19 protein-coding genes are annotated in these 18,957 nt (G+C 38.0%); 11 read left to right on the forward strand and 8 right to left on the reverse strand.

Going from position 1 to position 18,957, the window contains the following annotated elements; all coding sequences use genetic code 11:
- Positions 1–23: 23 nt before the first annotated feature.
- Positions 24–959, reverse strand: a complete 936-nt coding sequence (locus tag ACSAZL_RS08685; protein ID WP_440948289.1) for a tetratricopeptide repeat protein — start codon at positions 957–959, stop codon at positions 24–26.
- Between the two features lie 736 nt (positions 960–1,695).
- Here ACSAZL_RS08685 and ACSAZL_RS08690 point away from each other — a divergent pair.
- Positions 1,696–2,103 (forward strand): DUF1699 family protein, encoded by a 408-nt coding sequence (locus ACSAZL_RS08690; protein WP_440948290.1) that lies wholly within the window; start codon positions 1,696–1,698, stop codon positions 2,101–2,103.
- Positions 2,104–2,809: 706 nt separating this feature from the next.
- Positions 2,810–2,947, forward strand: a complete 138-nt coding sequence (locus tag ACSAZL_RS08695) for a carbon starvation CstA family protein (protein WP_440948817.1) — start codon at positions 2,810–2,812, stop codon at positions 2,945–2,947.
- An 86-nt stretch (positions 2,948–3,033) separates the two neighbouring features.
- On the opposite strand, the gene ACSAZL_RS08700 is transcribed toward ACSAZL_RS08695, so the two are convergent.
- Positions 3,034–4,095, reverse strand: coding sequence for an NAD(P)-dependent alcohol dehydrogenase (locus ACSAZL_RS08700; protein WP_440948291.1), 1,062 nt, complete (start codon positions 4,093–4,095; stop codon positions 3,034–3,036).
- 397 nt (positions 4,096–4,492) lie between these two features.
- Between ACSAZL_RS08700 and ACSAZL_RS08705 the strand changes: the two genes are divergently transcribed.
- The 3 genes from ACSAZL_RS08705 (at position 4,493) to ACSAZL_RS08715 (ending at position 7,170) form a co-directional block, all read left to right on the forward strand.
- Positions 4,493–5,107: an undecaprenyl diphosphate synthase family protein gene (locus ACSAZL_RS08705; RefSeq protein WP_440948818.1), complete on the forward strand. Its 615-nt coding sequence runs from the start codon at positions 4,493–4,495 to the stop codon at positions 5,105–5,107.
- A gap of 585 nt (positions 5,108–5,692) precedes the next feature.
- Entirely contained in the window at positions 5,693–6,382 is a 690-nt protein-coding gene (locus ACSAZL_RS08710) for a flavodoxin family protein (protein WP_440948292.1), read from the forward strand.
- Between the two features lie 458 nt (positions 6,383–6,840).
- Positions 6,841–7,170 (forward strand): HesB/IscA family protein, encoded by a 330-nt coding sequence (locus ACSAZL_RS08715; protein ID WP_440948293.1) that lies wholly within the window; start codon positions 6,841–6,843, stop codon positions 7,168–7,170.
- A 361-nt stretch (positions 7,171–7,531) separates the two neighbouring features.
- Here the strand turns inward: ACSAZL_RS08715 and ACSAZL_RS08720 are convergent, their stop codons facing one another.
- From ACSAZL_RS08720 to ACSAZL_RS08730, 3 genes are all read right to left on the reverse strand, one after another.
- The gene (locus ACSAZL_RS08720) at positions 7,532–7,696 is read right to left on the reverse strand and encodes a hypothetical protein (RefSeq protein WP_440948294.1); all 165 of its coding nucleotides are present in this window, start codon (positions 7,694–7,696) and stop codon (positions 7,532–7,534) included.
- 108 nt (positions 7,697–7,804) lie between these two features.
- On the reverse strand, positions 7,805–8,134 hold the full coding sequence (locus ACSAZL_RS08725) for a hypothetical protein (protein ID WP_440948295.1): 330 nt from the start codon (positions 8,132–8,134) through the stop codon (positions 7,805–7,807).
- An 885-nt stretch (positions 8,135–9,019) separates the two neighbouring features.
- Positions 9,020–9,733, reverse strand: coding sequence for an SAM-dependent methyltransferase (locus ACSAZL_RS08730; RefSeq protein ID WP_440948819.1), 714 nt, complete (start codon positions 9,731–9,733; stop codon positions 9,020–9,022).
- A 280-nt stretch (positions 9,734–10,013) separates the two neighbouring features.
- On the opposite strand from ACSAZL_RS08730, the gene ACSAZL_RS08735 reads away from it, so the two are divergent.
- The gene (locus ACSAZL_RS08735) at positions 10,014–10,841 is read left to right on the forward strand and encodes a TrmB family transcriptional regulator (protein WP_440948296.1); all 828 of its coding nucleotides are present in this window, start codon (positions 10,014–10,016) and stop codon (positions 10,839–10,841) included.
- A gap of 443 nt (positions 10,842–11,284) precedes the next feature.
- Positions 11,285–11,473, forward strand: a complete 189-nt coding sequence (locus ACSAZL_RS08740) for a CxxC-x17-CxxC domain-containing protein (protein ID WP_440948297.1) — start codon at positions 11,285–11,287, stop codon at positions 11,471–11,473.
- Positions 11,474–11,857: 384 nt separating this feature from the next.
- Here the strand turns inward: ACSAZL_RS08740 and ACSAZL_RS08745 are convergent, their stop codons facing one another.
- Both ACSAZL_RS08745 and ACSAZL_RS08750 read right to left on the reverse strand, forming a co-directional pair.
- Complete coding sequence (locus tag ACSAZL_RS08745) at positions 11,858–12,817, reverse strand: Fic family protein (RefSeq protein WP_440948298.1); 960 nt, start codon at positions 12,815–12,817, stop codon at positions 11,858–11,860.
- Between the two features lie 307 nt (positions 12,818–13,124).
- Positions 13,125–14,411, reverse strand: a complete 1,287-nt coding sequence (locus ACSAZL_RS08750; RefSeq protein WP_440948299.1) for an ATP-binding protein — start codon at positions 14,409–14,411, stop codon at positions 13,125–13,127.
- Between the two features lie 812 nt (positions 14,412–15,223).
- On the opposite strand from ACSAZL_RS08750, the gene ACSAZL_RS08755 reads away from it, so the two are divergent.
- The 4 genes from ACSAZL_RS08755 (at position 15,224) to ACSAZL_RS08770 (ending at position 17,644) form a co-directional block, all read left to right on the forward strand.
- Positions 15,224–16,462 carry a hypothetical protein gene (locus tag ACSAZL_RS08755; RefSeq protein ID WP_440948300.1) on the forward strand — a complete coding sequence of 413 codons (1,239 nt, stop codon included), beginning with the start codon at positions 15,224–15,226 and terminating at the stop codon, positions 16,460–16,462.
- A 488-nt stretch (positions 16,463–16,950) separates the two neighbouring features.
- Positions 16,951–17,181, forward strand: coding sequence for a type II toxin-antitoxin system HicB family antitoxin (locus tag ACSAZL_RS08760; RefSeq protein WP_440948301.1), 231 nt, complete (start codon positions 16,951–16,953; stop codon positions 17,179–17,181).
- Positions 17,182–17,203: 22 nt separating this feature from the next.
- The gene (locus ACSAZL_RS08765; protein WP_011022121.1) at positions 17,204–17,398 is read left to right on the forward strand and encodes a type II toxin-antitoxin system HicA family toxin; all 195 of its coding nucleotides are present in this window, start codon (positions 17,204–17,206) and stop codon (positions 17,396–17,398) included.
- 3 nt (positions 17,399–17,401) lie between these two features.
- Positions 17,402–17,644 (forward strand): type II toxin-antitoxin system HicB family antitoxin, encoded by a 243-nt coding sequence (locus ACSAZL_RS08770; RefSeq protein WP_011022122.1) that lies wholly within the window; start codon positions 17,402–17,404, stop codon positions 17,642–17,644.
- A 217-nt stretch (positions 17,645–17,861) separates the two neighbouring features.
- Here ACSAZL_RS08770 and ACSAZL_RS08775 read toward each other — a convergent pair whose 3' ends face one another.
- Entirely contained in the window at positions 17,862–18,449 is a 588-nt protein-coding gene (locus ACSAZL_RS08775; protein ID WP_440948302.1) for a class I SAM-dependent methyltransferase, read from the reverse strand.
- Positions 18,450–18,957 lie beyond the last annotated feature (508 nt).

Here is an 18,957-nt window from a genome sequence, read left to right on the forward strand (position 1 = left end):
AACACAGAACTATGTAGCTGTTTTTAATGCTGGGACTTTTTTAATTTTTCGAGCGTCCTTTTAACTCCCACCTTCGGATTAAGTTTCAATGCGTTTTCAAAATGTTTTATTGCCTCGGCATCATTTCCCTGTAAATGGAGGATTTCCCCCAAAACCCTATGAATTTTTGATCTTGTATCTTTGTCAGAAAATCTTTTCAATCCTTTTTCTAGAGGAGTTATAAGTGCATCATATTCCTTGAGATCGGTATTTTCAGAAAGCTCTACTTTCAATTCTTTAACGGCTTCGAGAAACTCAATATCGCTTCCAGCATTGATGCAGTCATGTCTATACTGTTTGGAATCAATGAAAGTCCCTTCGAAAGTGTAACGGTAAGCTCTATTCTTATCGTGTATCAAATACAGGACTTTTCTTTTAGTGTCAAAGCGGTAGCTTTTTGCCCAGTTAAGCTCAGTTCCGACCGTCTCAGGCAATTTTTTCCATAACAGTTTTCTGTTCTTTATATCAAAGAAAAATAGTTTACAGCTATCCGACTTACTGGTGCTTTCTAAAGCCTGGCAAACAGCAAAGCGTCCGTCATCCGAAATGCCGGTAGGACCCAGATTTGCCTTACATCTTTGCTTGATCAGAGTTTCTCCGTCTGCATTTATTATATGGAATATCCCGTACATGCCCTTGGAGGTCAAATCGCTTAGAATAAACACTCCGGAGTTTGAAACCATTCCACTACCGGGGTGTCTCATCTTAGCCTGAAGTTTTATCTTCCCGCGTTCCAATAAAATATATTTTCCGTTTTCGTTTTGATCTTTCCACGCTAAAATGAATTTGCCTTTTGGTGATTGGTGATATTCTCCCGTAAAATCATCGATTGATAGAACGTTGTCAGTTATCGAATAACTCAATCCGGAGGAATTTTGAGAGCGTTTTGCTTTGTTTTTAAAAACGTCAAATAAACCCATGTTGTGAACACCAAAAACATGCATATCTTAATCGAGGACTACTTCATTGTGTATAAGCACCTGATTCTTTATAATGTTTTTGAATCTGATGGGCTTTTATCGCTTTCCGTGTTTGATTTCAGTCAAATACAGTTTTATTGCGGTGAAGTGAGACACCGGAACTTTGATTGTGAGGTTGTATGCATTAAAATAAACACAATTGATTGTGAGGATATGTGCATGAAAGTAGACATAAACTATTTATCGAAACTGATAAAACAGGACGAATGTGCCCTTTCTGTCAGATTTGATCAACAGCTCCTCACCGGACTGCAGCTTATTCTATTTCATCTTCTTCTGTATCGGAACACTCCAAAGATGCAGGCTAATTCATAAATCATTTCAAAGCCAGGCGTGCTATCGTTTTGAGAATTCATAACAAACTCAAAAATTTCCATGCAAAGTCTCGTGAAAGTCTGAAGCTGACAGAAACCAATCAATAAAATAATTAAGCTAAACTTTAGAAGCAATTATAACAGAGTAAAGAATAAAAATTGAAGCAGAAATAGAAAAAATAACTCGTAAAAATCTTTTTTATTTTGTTTTTGGCTTAATTAAATCAATTAAATAACTATAATATAACCTGTATATCTGGAATACTAACTAAATAATATTAGCTTAATAAGAAAAATATTTATAATAAGTAAGCGTAATTTATATTATAGTAAAATTAAAAAAATTTACAGAGGGGGACAAAATGAAAATTAGAGTAGTTAGTTCCAGAGAAGAAATCCCTACACTTAATCCGAATGAGCGTATCGTACACCTGACATTCCGACCTTCAAACAGGGATATCTTTGAATTGGTAGAGAGCTGCCCGAGAATTGAGGTAATTCAACTGCCTAAATCTTATATGGCAACTGTCTCAAAATCTATAGGAATGTTCCTTCAGATGCAGAGAATCCAGCTTCTCGAAGGAGATATCTGGGGGCACAGGAAAGATATAAACGAATATTACATAATTCCGTCCTCGCTGATTGACAATATTAAGGAAATGAAAATTGAAGGCAAATCAGCTGAGGAGATTGAGAAAAAGGTTTCAAGTGAGAGCAAGCTGAACTCTGAAATGGTCGCTTATATCCTGGCGAAAGAAGTCCCCGTTTGATTTTAATGGAATACGATTCAAAAATAATATAATGCATTAGCAGCTGTTTTGCTGGAGATTAGAGCGGATAGAGATAGGTATTTTTCTTTCGTTTTATAATCTCCAACATCTCCAACTTCAATCTCAAAATTTTTCGTCTTTTGAGGGGAAACCGCAAATAATAAAAAGTCTCTTTATTAAATCATATGATCAGTTTCCTGCTTTCTCTTGTCGCACTTGTGCTGGGATATTTTTCTTATGGTTTTTTTGTCGAAAATATATTCGGAGCTGATCCCTCACGAAGAACACCCGCACACACATAGGAAGATGGTGTTGATTTTGTCCCTCTAAGCTGGCGCAGCATGTTCCTTATCCGGTTTCTGCTGGCTTGGGGCTATATATGGCGCTATTCTGGGAGCTTTATGCGGTCCCGCTGCCTTCCTGTGGATCGTCCTGGGCAGTATTTTCGCGGGCGGAGTTCTGGCAGGTCTGGGGTTCACAGGGCTGCTGGCCCGATCGAATTTCTGGCTGGTTATCATCCTTCTGTATTACTTCGTAGCTACTGTCGTTCCGATTGACAGGATCATAAGCCGTATCTACCCCTTATTCGGAGCTGTCCTGTTGATAATGGCGTTAAGCATCGGGTCCATGCTCCTCATCAAAGGATATGAGATCCCTGAAATAGCTTTAAGGAGTTTTCACCCTGATTGGCCTTCCTTTGTGGCCTATGCTTTTCATAACCATCGCCTGCGGAGCTGTTAGCGGGTTCCATTCGACCCAGTCCCCGATAATGGCTCGCTGTCTACCCGATGAGAAATATGGCAGACGTATTAGCTACTTTTACGGCTCTATTCTGTCTATCTGATCAATCTTTTATCCCATAAAGCGAGGATACCCCTTCCTGAAAACCCTGAGCTTTGCGAAGAGTTCAGGGAGAGGTAGTTGACTCGCTTATTCCTCCAGAAGAACAACAGGTTTGATCAGATCTCTTGGTTTTTCTTTCATGAGCATGAGAGCCTCTTCCATTTTGTCGAATCCTTCGAATAGGTGGGTAACCATTTTTTCCGGTTTTATCCTTCCGTAGGTACATAGGGCAGCCATTCTTTCCATTCTCAGACGACCTCCGGTTGTCAGGCCGCCACGTATGTCTTTGTGAGACATACCCGACCCCCATTCAATACGCGGAATAGGAAGTACGTCTCCGGTTCCGTAGTAGTTGACGTTTGATACCGTGCCTCCGGGCTTTACTATTTTGACTGCATCTGAAATTGTGTTTTCATTTCCTCCTGCTATGATTACAGAGTCCACACCTTTTCCACTCGTCTTTTCAAGAATCTGTTCAACAAGTCCGCCTCCTCTGTAATCAACAATTTCGGATGCTCCGTATTCCAGAGCAAGATCAACACTGACTTTCCGGCTTCCTACCGCAATGAGCCTGCCTGCACCAAGAATAGAGGCGCCTGCCACTGCCATCAAACCGACAGGACCTATTCCTATGACTGCAACTGTAGAACCCGTTTTAATATTTGCCATTTCTGCGCCCTGTATTCCAGTAGTTGCCATATCCGATAGCATGACAGCCTGTTCGAGGGGCATTCCTTCTGGAAGTAGAGCTAAATTCATGTCTGCATCATTTACATGGAAATATTCTGCAAAGACTCCACTTTTGAAGTTTGAAAACTTCCATCCGGAAAGCATTCCATTTGAGTGCATAGGCATTCCATCCTGTGCCTCCATGGATCGCCAGTCAGGTGTAATTGCAGGAACAATTACTTTATCGCCTGGTTTGAAGTCTTTGACCTCTGAGCCGATTTCTTCTATAACACCTACAGCTTCGTGTCCTAAAATCATGTTTTTGCGGTCTCCAAGCGCACCTTCCCAGACAGTATGAATGTCTGATGTACACGGCGCGACCGCAAGAGGCCTCACGATTGCATCATATGGTCCTGCTGAAGGTCTTTCAGCATCAATCCAGCCTACTTTTCCAATTTCAAGCATTGCAAATCCTTTCATATTATTCACACCAACTTTTTCAAAATAATTATTTTTCAATGTTTTTTGTAGTAACCCACATCTGCAGCAACTACATTTTAACATATAGAAATTTTATTATTAGAGGATTCCTATCTACCTCTGATTTTGTTAAGATAAAGTTAAGAAAAGCGAAATTGAAAAACCCATGATTTTTTAGCTTTAAATGGGGCACTTTGCAGGGTACCTTTAGATTAAACGATTTTTTTCCTCTTAGGGAGTTTTTCTGATTAAAGTTAAGACTTCCAACTAAATTCTACGCATAAAATTCGTTAGCTGAGTTCGGTGAAGATTATTTATAGCATTTTTAAGCAAAGAAATAGGGGGTTATTTTCTGGATATACCTAAATTTAAAAGACTACCAGGACACATAGCTATAATACCGGATGGAAACAGGAGATGGGCTTTAGACAGAGGTTTAGAAAAGCATGAAGGATATAAACATGGAATAGCTCCAGGCCTGGAGCTATATGATATATGCGTAAAAATAGGAATAGACGAAGTTACTTTTTTTGGATTCACTCAGGATAACACAAAAAGACCTCAAATTCAAAGAAAAGCGTTTGTGGATGCCTGTATAAAGTCAGTTAAAGAACTTTCCAAACATGATGCCGAACTGCTTGTAGTAGGGAATACCAATTCGGACATGTTTCCAAAAGAGTTACTTGCATATACAAAGAGGACTAAATTTGGGAAAGGTAAAGTAAGGATAAATTTTTTGGTAAATTATGGTTGGTACTGGGATTTAACGTATGCATTTGAGAACTCTTCGGATAGTAAAAAAATGATAGAAAATATTGCATCAGCAGAGATTCCAAGAATAGATTTACTTATCCGTTGGGGAGGAAGACACAGACTCAGTGGAATGCTTCCGGTTCAAACGGTATATTCGGATATATATGTGGTTAACGAAATGTGGCCAGATTTTAAGCCGGAACATTTATTCAATGCACTGGAATTTTATCAAGATCAAGATATCACACTGGGTGGATAATTGACTTTCTTGCCTTTTACCGATTCATTAAATTGATTTTTTTCTTTTTTGGGCTGTTTCCAAGTTAATTTTAAAACCTGTTAACCGAGTTTTGTTTTCATAGGGGCCATCTGAAACTGGACTCCCGGATAGGGAATGAAATCCTTTCAATCATTCCAGTTCAATTAAAATATATTTTTCCTGCCGGCGGTCTGCTCAATCTATCCCGAATACGTTTGTGAAGATAAAGTTAAGAAAAGTGAAATAGAAAGACCCTGATTTTTCAGCTTTAAAAGGAACAATTTGCAGGGCCGATAAGTTTTGTGATCTTTTAATAGAGATTCTTTTTAGATTATTTTTCTGCAAGTATTGATATGGTGTAATTTCTCAAATAAATCTTTATGTTATGATGTAATTTATGATTTGATTTAGTATTTTTTTCAATGAAGTTTTTTAATTTTATAAGATCCGACAAATTTGATTTGTAAGACTGAAGCTTGAAGGATTGCTATTTAATAAAACATCAGACTGTTCTTTGATAAGAGTAGTCGAGGTATGCTGGAGGAACAACATATGAAAGTTCTGGCAATAAATTCCAGTCCTAGAATGGATAAAGGCAATACGGCTATGATATTGAACCCTTTTCTTGAAGGGATGAAAGAAGCAGGGGCAGAAGTAGAACTCTTCTATACAAGTAAACTAAATATTCATCCGTGCACAGGAGAATTCAACTGCTGGCTAAAAACGCCAGGAAAATGTTTGCATAATGACGATATGAATTTATTATATCCAAGGATCGATGCGGCTGATGTTATAGTATTCGCTACTCCGGTTTATGTAGACGGAATCACAGGTCCGATGAAGAATCTGATCGATCGTATTATTCCTCTCGCACAACCATTCTTCGAATTACAAGATGAACACTGCCGCCATCCTGCGCGTGGAGAAACAAAGGCTCGTAAATTTGTTCTGGTCTCCAACTGCGGCTTCTGGGAAAAGGACAATTTTGATCCCCTTCTTGTACATATGAAAGCCCTTTGCAAAAATCTATCTGCTGAATTTTCAGGGGCACTTTTGCGCCCTCACGGTGGAGCAATGTCTGGCATGCTGGAGATGGGTGCACCAATAGGTGATATTTTCGAAGCAGCAAAGGAAGCAGGCCGCCAGCTTGTAAAGGAACATAGAATGTCACCGGAGACCCTTGATATTGTAAGCCGTGAACTCCTGCCAAGAGAAATATATATTCAGATCATAAATCAGCATTTCCAGCAAACTTTAGAAGCCCTGAAGAACTGATCAAGACAAATCACCCCGTCTACTTATTTTATTTTTTGAAAATTATAAACTGAAAATATTTTTTTCATGTTTTTTCATCTATGCTTTTCTGGTGTATGCCCGATAATTTGAAATATATTTTATCCTGTTGGTGGGCTGCTGGATTCTTCTCCAAATACGTTTTTTATGAAAAGTGAAATTGAAAAATCCGTGATTTCTGCAGCTTTATATGGGGCACTTTGCAGGGCTTCTTTAGATTAAGCGATTCTTTTCCTCTGGAGGAGATTTTTCTGATTCAAGTGACCAATTTCAAGTGAATTATGGATCAGGTAACGATGCAGTCGTAAAATTGATTTTGGATAACTAAATTAGAAAACAAGGCATTTATATAGCAGCTTCAATAAATAATACCATATATAATTGCCAATCTATATATGGTAAGAAATTGGCAATTATATATGGAAATTGGGGGTACATAAATGATAGAAATAACAGACAGAGCTGCTGCAGAGCTTAAATCATTATTCGAGAAAGAAGGGATCGAACAGCCAGCGATACGGATCTATGTAACTGAGTCGGGTGCAGATATTCACTATGGATTAGCACTTGCTGATGACATAACTGAAAATGATGCAATCATGGAGAATAATGGTATCAAGATCGTCATGTCATCATTTGTGGAGGCTGGCTTTACTGATGGTAGCATTGATTTCAGAGCTGACAGCAAAGGTAAAAATTTCATAATACAAAATGCTAACTCCGGCATCTGTAGCAGCTACGAAGCAGGTTACATATGCGCTGCAGAGTAAAATTTTGGACAAGCTTAATAACGCAATAACCATATTCTTCTGGCTCGATACAATGTCTGTCTGGAGGAATATACATTGGTTATTTCAATCGAATACCCCGCAGCTTGCTGCGGGGTGGATAAAAATTGATTTTAGATAAGTTCTAAATGTATTTTTCCTGCTGGCGGTCTGCCTAAATCTCTTCTTAATGGATTTGCTAAGAACACGGAAGTCAAACATCTTTTTTCCCATGCTCGAATAGATATTTCTCAATCGCACGTTTTGAACTGTGCCATGTTTTTCCTATTTTTACAGCATCCAGAAGCCCCTGTCTGGCCCGCAGGCTGAGATATTCCTGAGAATAAGGAGTTTCTATAGAAAGTTATTTTGAAGGTATCACTTCGTCCTTTCCTCCTGAGATGGAGAGATATAAGGTCAGATTTCCATCCACCGCTTTTGCAATGAAATTGACAAACGGTCCCAGGTTTCCAGTATCTGCGGCTCTAAGGAATTTGTAATATTTTCCTCTGTCCTCTTTTTTGAGCACGACAGGATAACCCTCGCAATCAAATACAGGTTTGTGAGAAGCCTAGGCTACCCGTCCGTTTCCACCGCTGAATGGGTGAAATTTGCAGCAACAAGTTACGCAATTACATCAAACGTATGAAGTTTCTTTGCTGTTGTTTTTCAGTAGCACTAATATTACGACTCCCCACCATGCAACTGAAAGGATTAACCACCATTTGCTTCTTCCCTTTATCTCCAGTGCCCAAGCAGAAATTGGAATCATTGCTAAACACCAAATAATTAATTCAAATATCGTTAGAGAAATATTGCCGGGCATTACCATCATTCCAGCTCCTGCAAGAATTCCGATGATAATACCTGTAAACAGCAAAAAGCTCATTACAGAACCAAATGATAAGAGCAATAAATAATTTGGATTTTGATGAGCCCACGCCTTGAATCTTTCATATTTTTCCATATTTTGCTCTCCATTCAACATAGTTGTGTAAAGTCCCTCCCCTTACATATCAATAATAGTTTAACAGTTATGTATAAAAAGCTTCACCATTTTTTAAATTAATTTAAATATTTGTCTTCATTTGATTCGATTAAGGAGCAAAACGTCAAAAATTTTTGTAATTAGTTTTGTAGATGTGTATTTCTTAAATCTCCCTTGAATACATTTGTTAAAGGAAAAGTTAAGAAAAGTGAAATTGAAAAACCCGTGATTTTTACATTTTATAAAGGGCACTTTGCCGGGCTTCTTTAGATTAAGCGATTCTTTTTCCTCGTGGGGGATTTTTCTGATTCAAGCGACGTTTTTCAAGTGAATATGGTTTAAAAAAATCATCAGAAAACCGGGTCGTTGAATACGAAACAAAAATCTTCCCTCAAAAAAATTCACTTAAAATATATTTTTTCTGCCGGCGGTCTGCTTAAAACTCTCCCAAACGCACCCGGATGATTAAGAAATCGAAAACACGGCAACGTACGGTTGAAGAAGTAGCAGTTTCCAACCGCTCATTTTTTTCTTTATCTGTTTGGAATGAAAGTAATGTGACTTGAAAAGTACTTTCGTTTCTTTTTGCCTGTAGTTTGAATAATTTTATGTTTGTTTTTTAAAAGTATCACTATGTTCTTCTGCTTTACTTGAAGTTTTTAACTATAATCTATCCCGAACCTAATATTGTGTTGAAATTATAAATATGGACTTATGTCCTTCCGTGAAATCGATGATGTTCTATGGAATCCATAGAACCTTATTTCCCCCCAAACCACATCCCTGAAGACCTCATGCCGGTCTGAGGAAGCTAATGAACGGAATTTTGCAGGCCGGGTAGTGAGTTCCTCAACAGATTTTGAATCATAACTTTGTAGCTATGAGTGAAATCAGATTAAAGTAATTCCCACCTTCAGCTTCCATCATTCCAATATCTCTACGGGCATAGTCGTTATCACACGAAAGCCAATCCTGCCAGGATTCTTTTAAGCAATTTAATTCTTTGCATTCTTTAATACTTACCAAATCAGAGTTTTTCCATAAATTATACCACCAATCACATGAGTGTAGAGTTAAAGTCATATCATCAAACCAGTATGGCACTAATTCTGCTGGAACTCCATTTGTAAATTCCTGCTTCAAGCCCGGAACTGCAACTGCTATTTGCCCTCCTTTTTTTACGAGTGGAGCAAAATACTTTGTCAAATAATCTTTTTCAACCCCGAAATAATGATAGGCATCTACACTGATAGCAGCATCAAAAAACTCATTTGCAAACGGTAGATCATGAGCTTCTGCGTGTATTGGTATTATTTTATCTTCCAGTCCCATTGACTTGATTCTCTCATAGTTATCTGTTGCACTTATCCAGAGATCAGTTGCAAAAACCGTAACATCATATTCTTTTGCCAGGAATATTGAGGTCAGCCCTCTCCCACATCCAAGATCAAGTATTCTCATGCCTTTTTCAAGCTTCAAAGATTCGGACACTTCCTCCAGAATCTTTATTGCATTTGGTCCCATCATGTTTTCTTTAACAAAATCAAAATCATATTTGTTACTTTTTGTAAACATCATCTTGACCACTTTTAGTTAATCTATCCCATATTATTTCATGGAGTTTATTACTTGTTATTTAGTTTGTAACTTATTATTGGAGTTTGTTATTTGTTATTCTTCTATAGATTTCGAGGCAACCTTTGTCACATATCGTTCTTTTATTTTGAACGGATATATTCGGTCGGTCAGCATAGCCTTTAACTTAATAACTTCGCTTTCATATGCTTGAACAGTAGTCTTAATATCGTTCGGAAAGATAACCGTTTTACTCTACAATAAACTGAAAAGTAGTGAAAAAATGAATGAAAAATTACTTGCAAAAATTGGATTGAACAAGTATGAGAGTTCGGTTTACCTGACTCTTCTTAAACAAGATTCTATGGAAGCAAGCAAATTATCACATGCATCGAAGGTCCCTATAGGAAAGATCTACGAGGTTCTCAAAGCCCTCAAAAACTATGAGCTTGTTGAAATCCAACCGTCACGGCCACAGAGATACCGGGCGGTCGATCCTAAAAGTGCGTTTAAACTCATGTACAAAAGAAAAGAGGAAGAAACACTCAATGAGCTCAAAATGCTCAAAGAAACATTTGATGAAATCGAAAGGGAACTTTGCAACGACAATTCACCACAAAATGTTGAAACCGTCTTCTGGCCTGACAGGTTTCGTAATAATGAACTGAATGAAATGGTAGATTCGTCTTTTGAGAAAATCGAGCATGAAATATGTGTTGTAATCCATCTTAAGTACAAGCCTGGAAGATCAGAGCTATATGATGCCTCAATATCCACCTTTAGCAAAGCCTATTTGAGTTTGGTACAGCGCGGCATAAAAGTTAAAATTTTAGATCCGGGATCAAAATTCCTGCCATCTTTAAAAGAGTTTATTAATTCGATAGAAGACCTGTCATTTAAACGCAATATTAAGGACCTGATGGAAGTAAGAATTTTAGAGACCGAATACAATTTTGTAATCATTGATTCCAGGATAACCCTTCTTGATATTGAAGACCAGTTCAATACGGGTAGAAACCTCGGCATGACAAGAATATATGATGAAGCATATGCAAAGCGATTCAAGACAAAATTTGATGAACTCTGGACAAAGGGTGAAGTGTTTCTCTGACTTGACTTGCAAAGATATCCGTAAATTTCAATTTTTCCATTAGTTTTCGCCTCTCTTCCCTGAAGATGAAAGTAAGTTGCTTAAAATTGAATGAAAGTTCTTCTTCTCCATTCAGTTCACTTTAAATATATTTTTCCTGCCGGCGGTCTGCTTAAATCTTCCCAAATACGTTTGTTAAGATAAAGGTAAGAAAAGCGAAATCGAAAAACTCCATGATTTGTGCAGATTTAGAAGGGGCACTTATCATGGATGATAAATTTAGCGGTATTTTTTATTTTTCATAGATATATTTATATATTTTAAGTGCCAGGTATATGTGTTGAAAAATAAAGAGCAGTATAATGACCTGTTATTAAAAACCATTTTTTGTTTTTAATCAAAGAGTTATATACAATCTTATTTTCAAACAATTAACCAACAACTAAAACCAAGGTGAAACATAAATGGCTTTTAATGACAGAAACTTCAGAGGAAATTCTAATTTTGGCGCTCCCAGAGAAATGCACAAGACAACCTGTTCCGATTGTGGTGTTGAAACCGAAGTACCTTTCAAACCTGATCCAGAAAGACCGGTTTATTGCAGAGAGTGTCTTCCTAACCACAGGAAACCCAGAGAAAACCGCAGATACTAAATGTTGTTTGTCTAACTGAGTTACATCAACACTTATTTCTTTTCCATTTTTTTAAATATATTTAGATTCGGAATATACTTTTTTCTTAATCCAGAGTCTTTACAGATTGGGAATTATCTTTTACAGGTCAGTAAGTTTTATTCTTATCGAGATGTTCTCTTCCAGACTATTTCCAGGAGTTATCAATATCTTTTTGATTATACTGGTTGTTTTCGAATTCGATAAAAGCCTGTTAACCGAATCTTGTTTTCATTGGATCTATCCAAAACTGAACGGCTGAATACGAAATGAAAATTTTCTCCATAGCAATTCAATTGAAACACATTTTCCCTGCTGGTGGTTTGCCTAAATCTCTTTCTAATAGATTTGTTAAGAACACGGAAATCAAATATCTTTATTCCCGTGCTCGGATAGATATTGTTCGATCGCACGTTTTGAACTGTGCCATGTTTTGCCTATTTTTACAGCATCCAGAAGCCCCTGTCTGGCTCTCAGACTGAGGTATTCCTGAGAATAAGGAGTTTCCGTGGCAAGTTCTTTCAGAGGCATCAGTTCATCCTTTCCTCCTGATATGGAGAGATAGAGGGTCAGGTTTTCATCTACAGCTTTTGCAATGAAATTGGCAAACGGCCCCAGGTTTCCAGAATCTGCGGCTCTAAGGGACCTGTAATATTTTTTCCTGTCCTCTTTTTTAAGCACGACAGGAGGATAATCCCTTGCAATCAAATACAGGTTTGTGAGAAGCCGGGCTACCCGTCCGTTTCCATCGCTGAATGGATGAATTTCTACAAACCTGTGATGCAGGAAGGAAGCTGTTTCAATGGGATGAGCTTTGCTTTCAGCTACTTTTTCGATAAGTTCATCCATCAGTTTCACTATCTTCGACCAATCGAGCGGAGATTTTACTGCGCCGGTTATCCTCACATTTCTGGTGCGGTATCTACCTGCATCTTCAAGTATACTTCTGGTTACAATTTCATGGATTTCCTGAATTACGATATGGTCTATTGAACGTTTTTTCTTTGCTAACTCTTCCATCCGATCAAAAGCTTTTGCGTTATTGCTCACCTCAAGGTGCTCCCGGAGAGATTTTCCGCCAATAGTCAGCCCTTCTTCCAGGATAAGTTTTGTTTCCTGGAGTGTTAGCGTATTCCCTTCTATTGCGTTCGAGTGGTAGGTGTGCACTAACCTCATCTCTTCATGGAGCCTGCCTAAAGTATCTGCCGGAATGGGCCGCATGGAGTTTAGCTGCTTCATTTTTTCATTTATTCGTACAAGAAGTTCTTCTTGAATCAGAAAAGTATCGGTATTGGCCATAATTCTATATATCCGATATGTGTCCATAGCATATATCGGTATCGGCAAATATTTTAGTTATCCGATATTACAAATTTTTTTAAAATTAAATTCATTTGAAATATTTTTTTCCTGCCGGCGGTCTGCTCAAATCTACCCCGAATACGTTTGTTGAGATAACGTTAAGAAAAACGAAATTGAAATTCCGTGATTTTCGCAGCTTTATAAGGGGCACTTTGCCGGGCTTCTTTAGCTTAATCGATTCTTTTTCCTCGTGGGGGATTTTTCGATTCAAGCGACGTTTTTTAAGAGGAATTATGGATTAAGGAAGTCGTCAGAAAATGGATCATTTCAATCATCTGGTTCCAAGAACCCATTTCCAGAGAGGAACATAGATAATATCATTTTCCTCTTTTTCGAGATTCTTCGTAAGCAAGATTAACCTGGAAACTTTCTCCCCAAAATGTTCCTTGAATTCCAGAAGAGCATTGATTTCTCCCTGTTTTATGTGATCCGTATAAGTGCAGTTTATACCTGTGAGCGCTCCATCTATACCTTTTATTACAAAATCCACTTCTCTTTTTTCTTTCCAGTAAAAGAATTCTACTTTTCTCCGCTTCAACTCTACAAAGACCAAGTTCTCTGCCAGCCTTCCTTCATCGGCAGAAAAGGTGAATGCTGCGGAATTTCGAAGCCCATTATCAATGCAGTATATTTTTTTGGGCATTTTGATTGAGATCGAATCTTTAACTGAGTATGAAAAGAAGTTTAACTGGTATATCAGGTAGGCCTGTTCCAGGTAAAGCAGGTATTCTTTAAGGCTGTTAACCGATAGCCCTGTTGCGTTTGAAATTTTTGAATAGCTTAGGAGGGTAGAGATGTTTGATAAGGAATAATTGGCAAGTTCGATAAGTTTTGCACTTTCCCGGATATTCCGGCCCACCACTATGTCCCGAAGGAGAATACTGTTGAAGTATTCGGTTAGCCGGAGGTGATTGATATCCATATCCTCTTCAAGGACAACTTCGGGAAAGCCTCCTTTGAAGAGATATTTGTTGAAATAGTGCAGAACTTCGTTTCTCTGAATGTCAGGATCTTTTGGTTCAAAGCCTTCAAAATCCAGATACTCTTTAAATGAAAGAGGAAACACATGTTTTGTGATCATCCTCCCGGTCAAAAGGGTGGAGAGCTGGTCAGAGAGCATACTGCTGTTTGAACCCGTAAGCACAAATTTGATATCTTCCTCATAAAGATCATAGAACTTTTTGATCCACTGTTCCCAATCCTTTATATTCTGGATTTCATCAAGGAAGATATATTTTCTTCCTTTCGGCACATGAAGCTCTATATATTCCCCAAATATTCTGTCGAGCAACCCTATGCTTTTGTCTTCAAAAGGTTCATCGAGGTTGAAGTAAAGGATATTTTCAGGTTCCACTCCCTTTCCTATAAGATGGTCTATTGCTTGGTACATCACAGTCGACTTCCCACATCGCCTGACCCCGGTAATGCAGATCACCTCTCTGATATCCAGAAGCTTCAGGATTGTTTGAAGAGTTTCGGGGCGTGAGATCCTCTTTTTGGAAGCGGGGACCTTTCTTTCTGTCCACCAGGGGTTCCACATTTTCATGAGCTGCTTCATAAGGGAATATTTGTGTGTAGAGTATTTATATCTTTCATTACAATGACGATATTTGGAGCTAAAATCATCATTATAATGATGATTATTTAAATGGAAGTGGATTTGAGGTTTATAATTTAGGGATGTCGAACAAGAAAGGAGATTTCTTATTTTGTCCTTCAATTCAGTTAAAATATCTTTTTCCTGCCGGTGATCTGCTTAAATCTACCCCGAGTACGTTTGTTGAGATTAAGTTAGAAAAACGAAATTGAAAAACCCGTGATTTTTGCAGTTTTATAAGGGGCACTTTGCCGGGCTTCTTTAGATTAAACAATTCTTTTTCTTCTGGAGAGAAATTTATCTCATTCAAGTGATGCTTTTTCAAGTGAGTTATGGATCAGGTAAAAAAATAAAAACTGGACCGTAAAATACAAAATGAAACTTTTGGCAGACTCCAAAGTATTTTATATAAGGACACGCTATATTATTATCCAGCAAACAGTGCAAAAAAGTTGGAGGAATTCATACATGTTTGTTGCAAAGGTTTCTTTTGAATAACAATTCTAGAAAGTAAATTGGGTTTGTAACAGGGCCATTTGTAACAGAGCCATTTAGCTCTGTATTTCAGAATTATTTAATTTTGATTTGTATCAAGGCTTACGTTAAGGTTCCGCTATAGCCACTCTAAATAGTGCTACGCTATTTTGCATGTTTACGATTTATGTCTCAATGTTAGCGACAATGACTGAAATTCAATAATTAAGAGATTAGTTGAGGACTGATAAATGAAAACAAGAAACAGACTATATCCAATATTTGTAGCTTTATTCATTTTGCCTTTTATATGCGCAACTGCATCCGCTGAGATGGCACAGGGAACGGAAACTCAGATCACTACCAATCAAGCGGATCAATATGATCCCAGTATCTACGGCGACAGAATTGTGTGGGCGGATTATAACAACGGATACAAAAATGTGTTTATGTACAATCTTTCTACCTCTACGGAAACTCAGATCACAAACAATGAATCATATCAGGAATATCCAGACATATATACGACAGAGCCTGTTATTTACGGTGACAGGATTGTTTGGGTGGATTATCGGAATGGAAATGTGGATCCAGGGAACACGGACATCTACATGTATAACGTTTCCACTTCAATGGAATATCAGATTACCACCGATGAATCGTCCCAATTCGCCCCCGCCATCTATGGGGACAACATTGTTTGGGAGGACCGTCGAAGTGGATCAGATATCTACATGTACAATGTCTCCACCTTAACAGAAACGAAGATCACTGGCGATGGATACCAGTATTCCCCTGCTATCTACGATGACAAAATAGTATGGTTGGATAGCCGCAGTGGAAACATGGATATTTACCTGTATAATATTTCCACTCAACAAGAAACCCAGATTACCAGTGACGAGTACGACCAATATGATGTTTCCATCTACGGTGACACGATAGTATGGGCAGATCCTAGCAGTGGAAACTGGGATATCTATATGTACAATATCGCAACGTCTACAAAAACTCAGATTACTACCGATCCAGCATCTCAGCGGAATCCTGTAATTTTTGAGAATAGGATCGTGTGGGATGATAGTCGTAACCTGAACGGAGACATCTACATGTATGACATTTCCAGTTCCACCGAATACCAGATAACTAACACAGAGCAATCCTATGGACATCCTGCTATTTATGGGGACAGGATATTGTGGGGAGATATCCGCAATGAAAACTGGGATATCTGCATGTTTTCCATTGATTCTGCTGAGTTAACGCCTCTTGATAGAACGAACGATCTCAAAGACTATGCGAAAAATACCCTCTCAAAAAACGCGGGAACAAAAAAAGCTCTCATTAGACCTCTTGATGAAACAATACATTTCCTTGAGTTAGGCAAGGACGCAAAAGCTGTTTCCACACTTAAACCCTTCATTAATCTCGTTGAAAAAATGAGCAAATGCAACAGGATTTCAGTTGATGATGCAAATTATATGATTACTGAGGCAAGGGGAATTATAGATCAGATAAAAACTCAGTCAAATATTTAAGATTTAGAATTGAGGAGATATTCTGTTTTCAGGGTCATTTCCTCTAATTTTTTAACATTCTCCCAGTGTTAATCTCTGAACTATCCGAAATTAAACCTCTGAATATTGAGTGAAAGCTCTTCTTCTACTTTCAATTTAACTTAAATATATTTTACCTGTCGGCGGTCTGCTTAAATCTACCCCGAACACGTTTGTTGAGATAATAGTAAGAAAAGTGAAATTACAAACCCGCGATTTTTCAGTTTTATAAGGGGCACTTTGCAGGGCTTCTTTAGATTAAGCGATTCTTTTCCCTTTGGGAAATTTTCAGATTTGAGCGACGTTTTTCAGGTAAGTTATGGATTAGGAAAAATCGTCATGATTTAGAAAGAGGCATTTTCTTCATCGGTCAGCAGTAGTAAACCAAAACTTAATCATCCGATCCACAGAATCTATATAAGATTTAAACAGCATAAAACTAGATATACCACATTCGGAAAGGTGTAATCATGCTTATCCGGTACATCCACGCAGCTTTTGAAAGGGCACAATATAAAATAATCGATGACGAAGAACCCTATTATGGAGAAGTTCCCGAACTTGAGGGTTTATGGGCTACAGGCAAAACCCTGGAAGAATGCCGTAGAAATCTGGAAGAAGTTATTGATGAATGGATCGTTATCAGATTAAGAAATGGACTCCACCTACCCGGATTCTGCAAGTTTTCGAATTACATTTAAATAGCCATGAAGACAGATTGAAATGAAAGTACGTGAGGTCATAAAACATCTTGAAGCCGATGGCTGGTATCTGGTTGCAACAAAAGGCAGCCACCGGCAATACAAACATCCTGCTAAACCAGGTAGGGTGACAATTGCAGGTCATAGTGGAGATGATCTTGCTCCGGGAACATTGAACAGCATATTAAAACAAGCTCAATTAAAAATAGAGGACTAAATCATGCACCGTTTCCTCGTTGTAATCGAAAAAGCAAATAACAATTATTCAGCATATTCTCCTGACCTTCCGGGCTGTGTAGCTACCGGCTCTACCCGAGAAGAAGCAGAGAAAAATATCTACGAAGCCATTGAAATGCACGTTCAGGGATTACTGGAAGACAATTTACCTATTCCGGAATCAGAATCCTTTGCCGAGTACGTGGCTATTGCTGAAAAATCCTCTACCAGTTCTGAAGTTGTATAATTTTATTTCTTACTTGAAAACTCTTTTTAATCCACTTTAAATATATTTTTCCTGCCGGCGGTCTGCTTAAATCTACCCCTAATACGTTTGTTAAGAAAAGGGTTAAGAAAAGTGAAATTGAAAAATCCGGAATTTTTTCAGCTTTAGAAATAGTAATTTTAAGAGCTGATCTATTTCACAATTTACCGGTTTTTTAGAAAATACTTTCTTGCTCTAATTAACTTTTTGTAGCCGACAAAAGGTAGGCTTGCCTGCGACCAGGGTTAAGCAGCGAATCGAAAATCACGTCTTTTATATAAATTATATTAAATAGAGGCGAAAAAGTACTCTCTATTTCAGCTTTTGAAGCTCTTCTTGGCAGCTCGTATTCGCCCGGCTCCTTATCAGAGAAACACAACATGAAGTATTTGCCACCTTCCTTGAGCACTCTGTGCACATGTCGAGTAAAGAGTAGCCTCTCTTCGTCCGTTATCACATGAAACAAGCCGGAGTCAATAACAATATCAAACTCATCCTCCGTGAAAAGCTGGTCCATCTCCAGTACATTTCCTACAATAAAATTTACCTTAACATGGCGCTCTATGGCCTTTGCCTTTGCATCGGAGATAGCGTCTTTAGCAAGGTCTACTCCTGTAACGTCACAATCATTCTTAGCCAGCATTATTGCATTCTCACCCCGGCCACATCCTATGTCCAGAGCTCGACCAGGCCTGATTTCTCCACTTTCTATCAGAGCCTGAAAAGCAGGCTGAGGATGATCAATATCCCACGGTGGCGTGCCCTTATATACTTCATCCCAGAACAAATTTCTCCTCCTCGAAGCTAAAAGCGTTAAGTTACAATTTGATATCTGCTTATCAATAACATTAATCTTAATAACTATTCTGATGAACTTTCTTTTGAATTTCTGGATAGTTTTGATAACAGATGTAGAACACTTTCGGGTTTTTTAAACAAAATCAGGTTACTGATGTGAAAAAGCTATTTTTTTCTTTGATTTTCGAGTCTTTGTAAATTTGGAAAGAGCACCTCGAGAGTTTATCTTTTGAAACAAAGAGAATCTTTTATTGAGTAATGTTTTAGAATATGATAAATTGTCAAAACTAGACCAATAAACAGATAATGAAACCTTCCATATACCAATTTCAGTTAAAATATATTTTTCCTGCCGGCGGTCCGCTTAAATCTACCCCGAACACGTTTGTGAAGATAATGTTAAGAAAAGTGAAATTGAAAAAACCATGATTTTTACAGTTTTATAAGGGGCACTTTGCCGGGCTTCTTTAGATTAATCGATTTTTTCCTCGTGGGGA

The organism is Methanosarcina mangrovi, from assembly GCF_052057765.1.
Taxonomy (GTDB): domain Archaea; phylum Halobacteriota; class Methanosarcinia; order Methanosarcinales; family Methanosarcinaceae; genus Methanosarcina.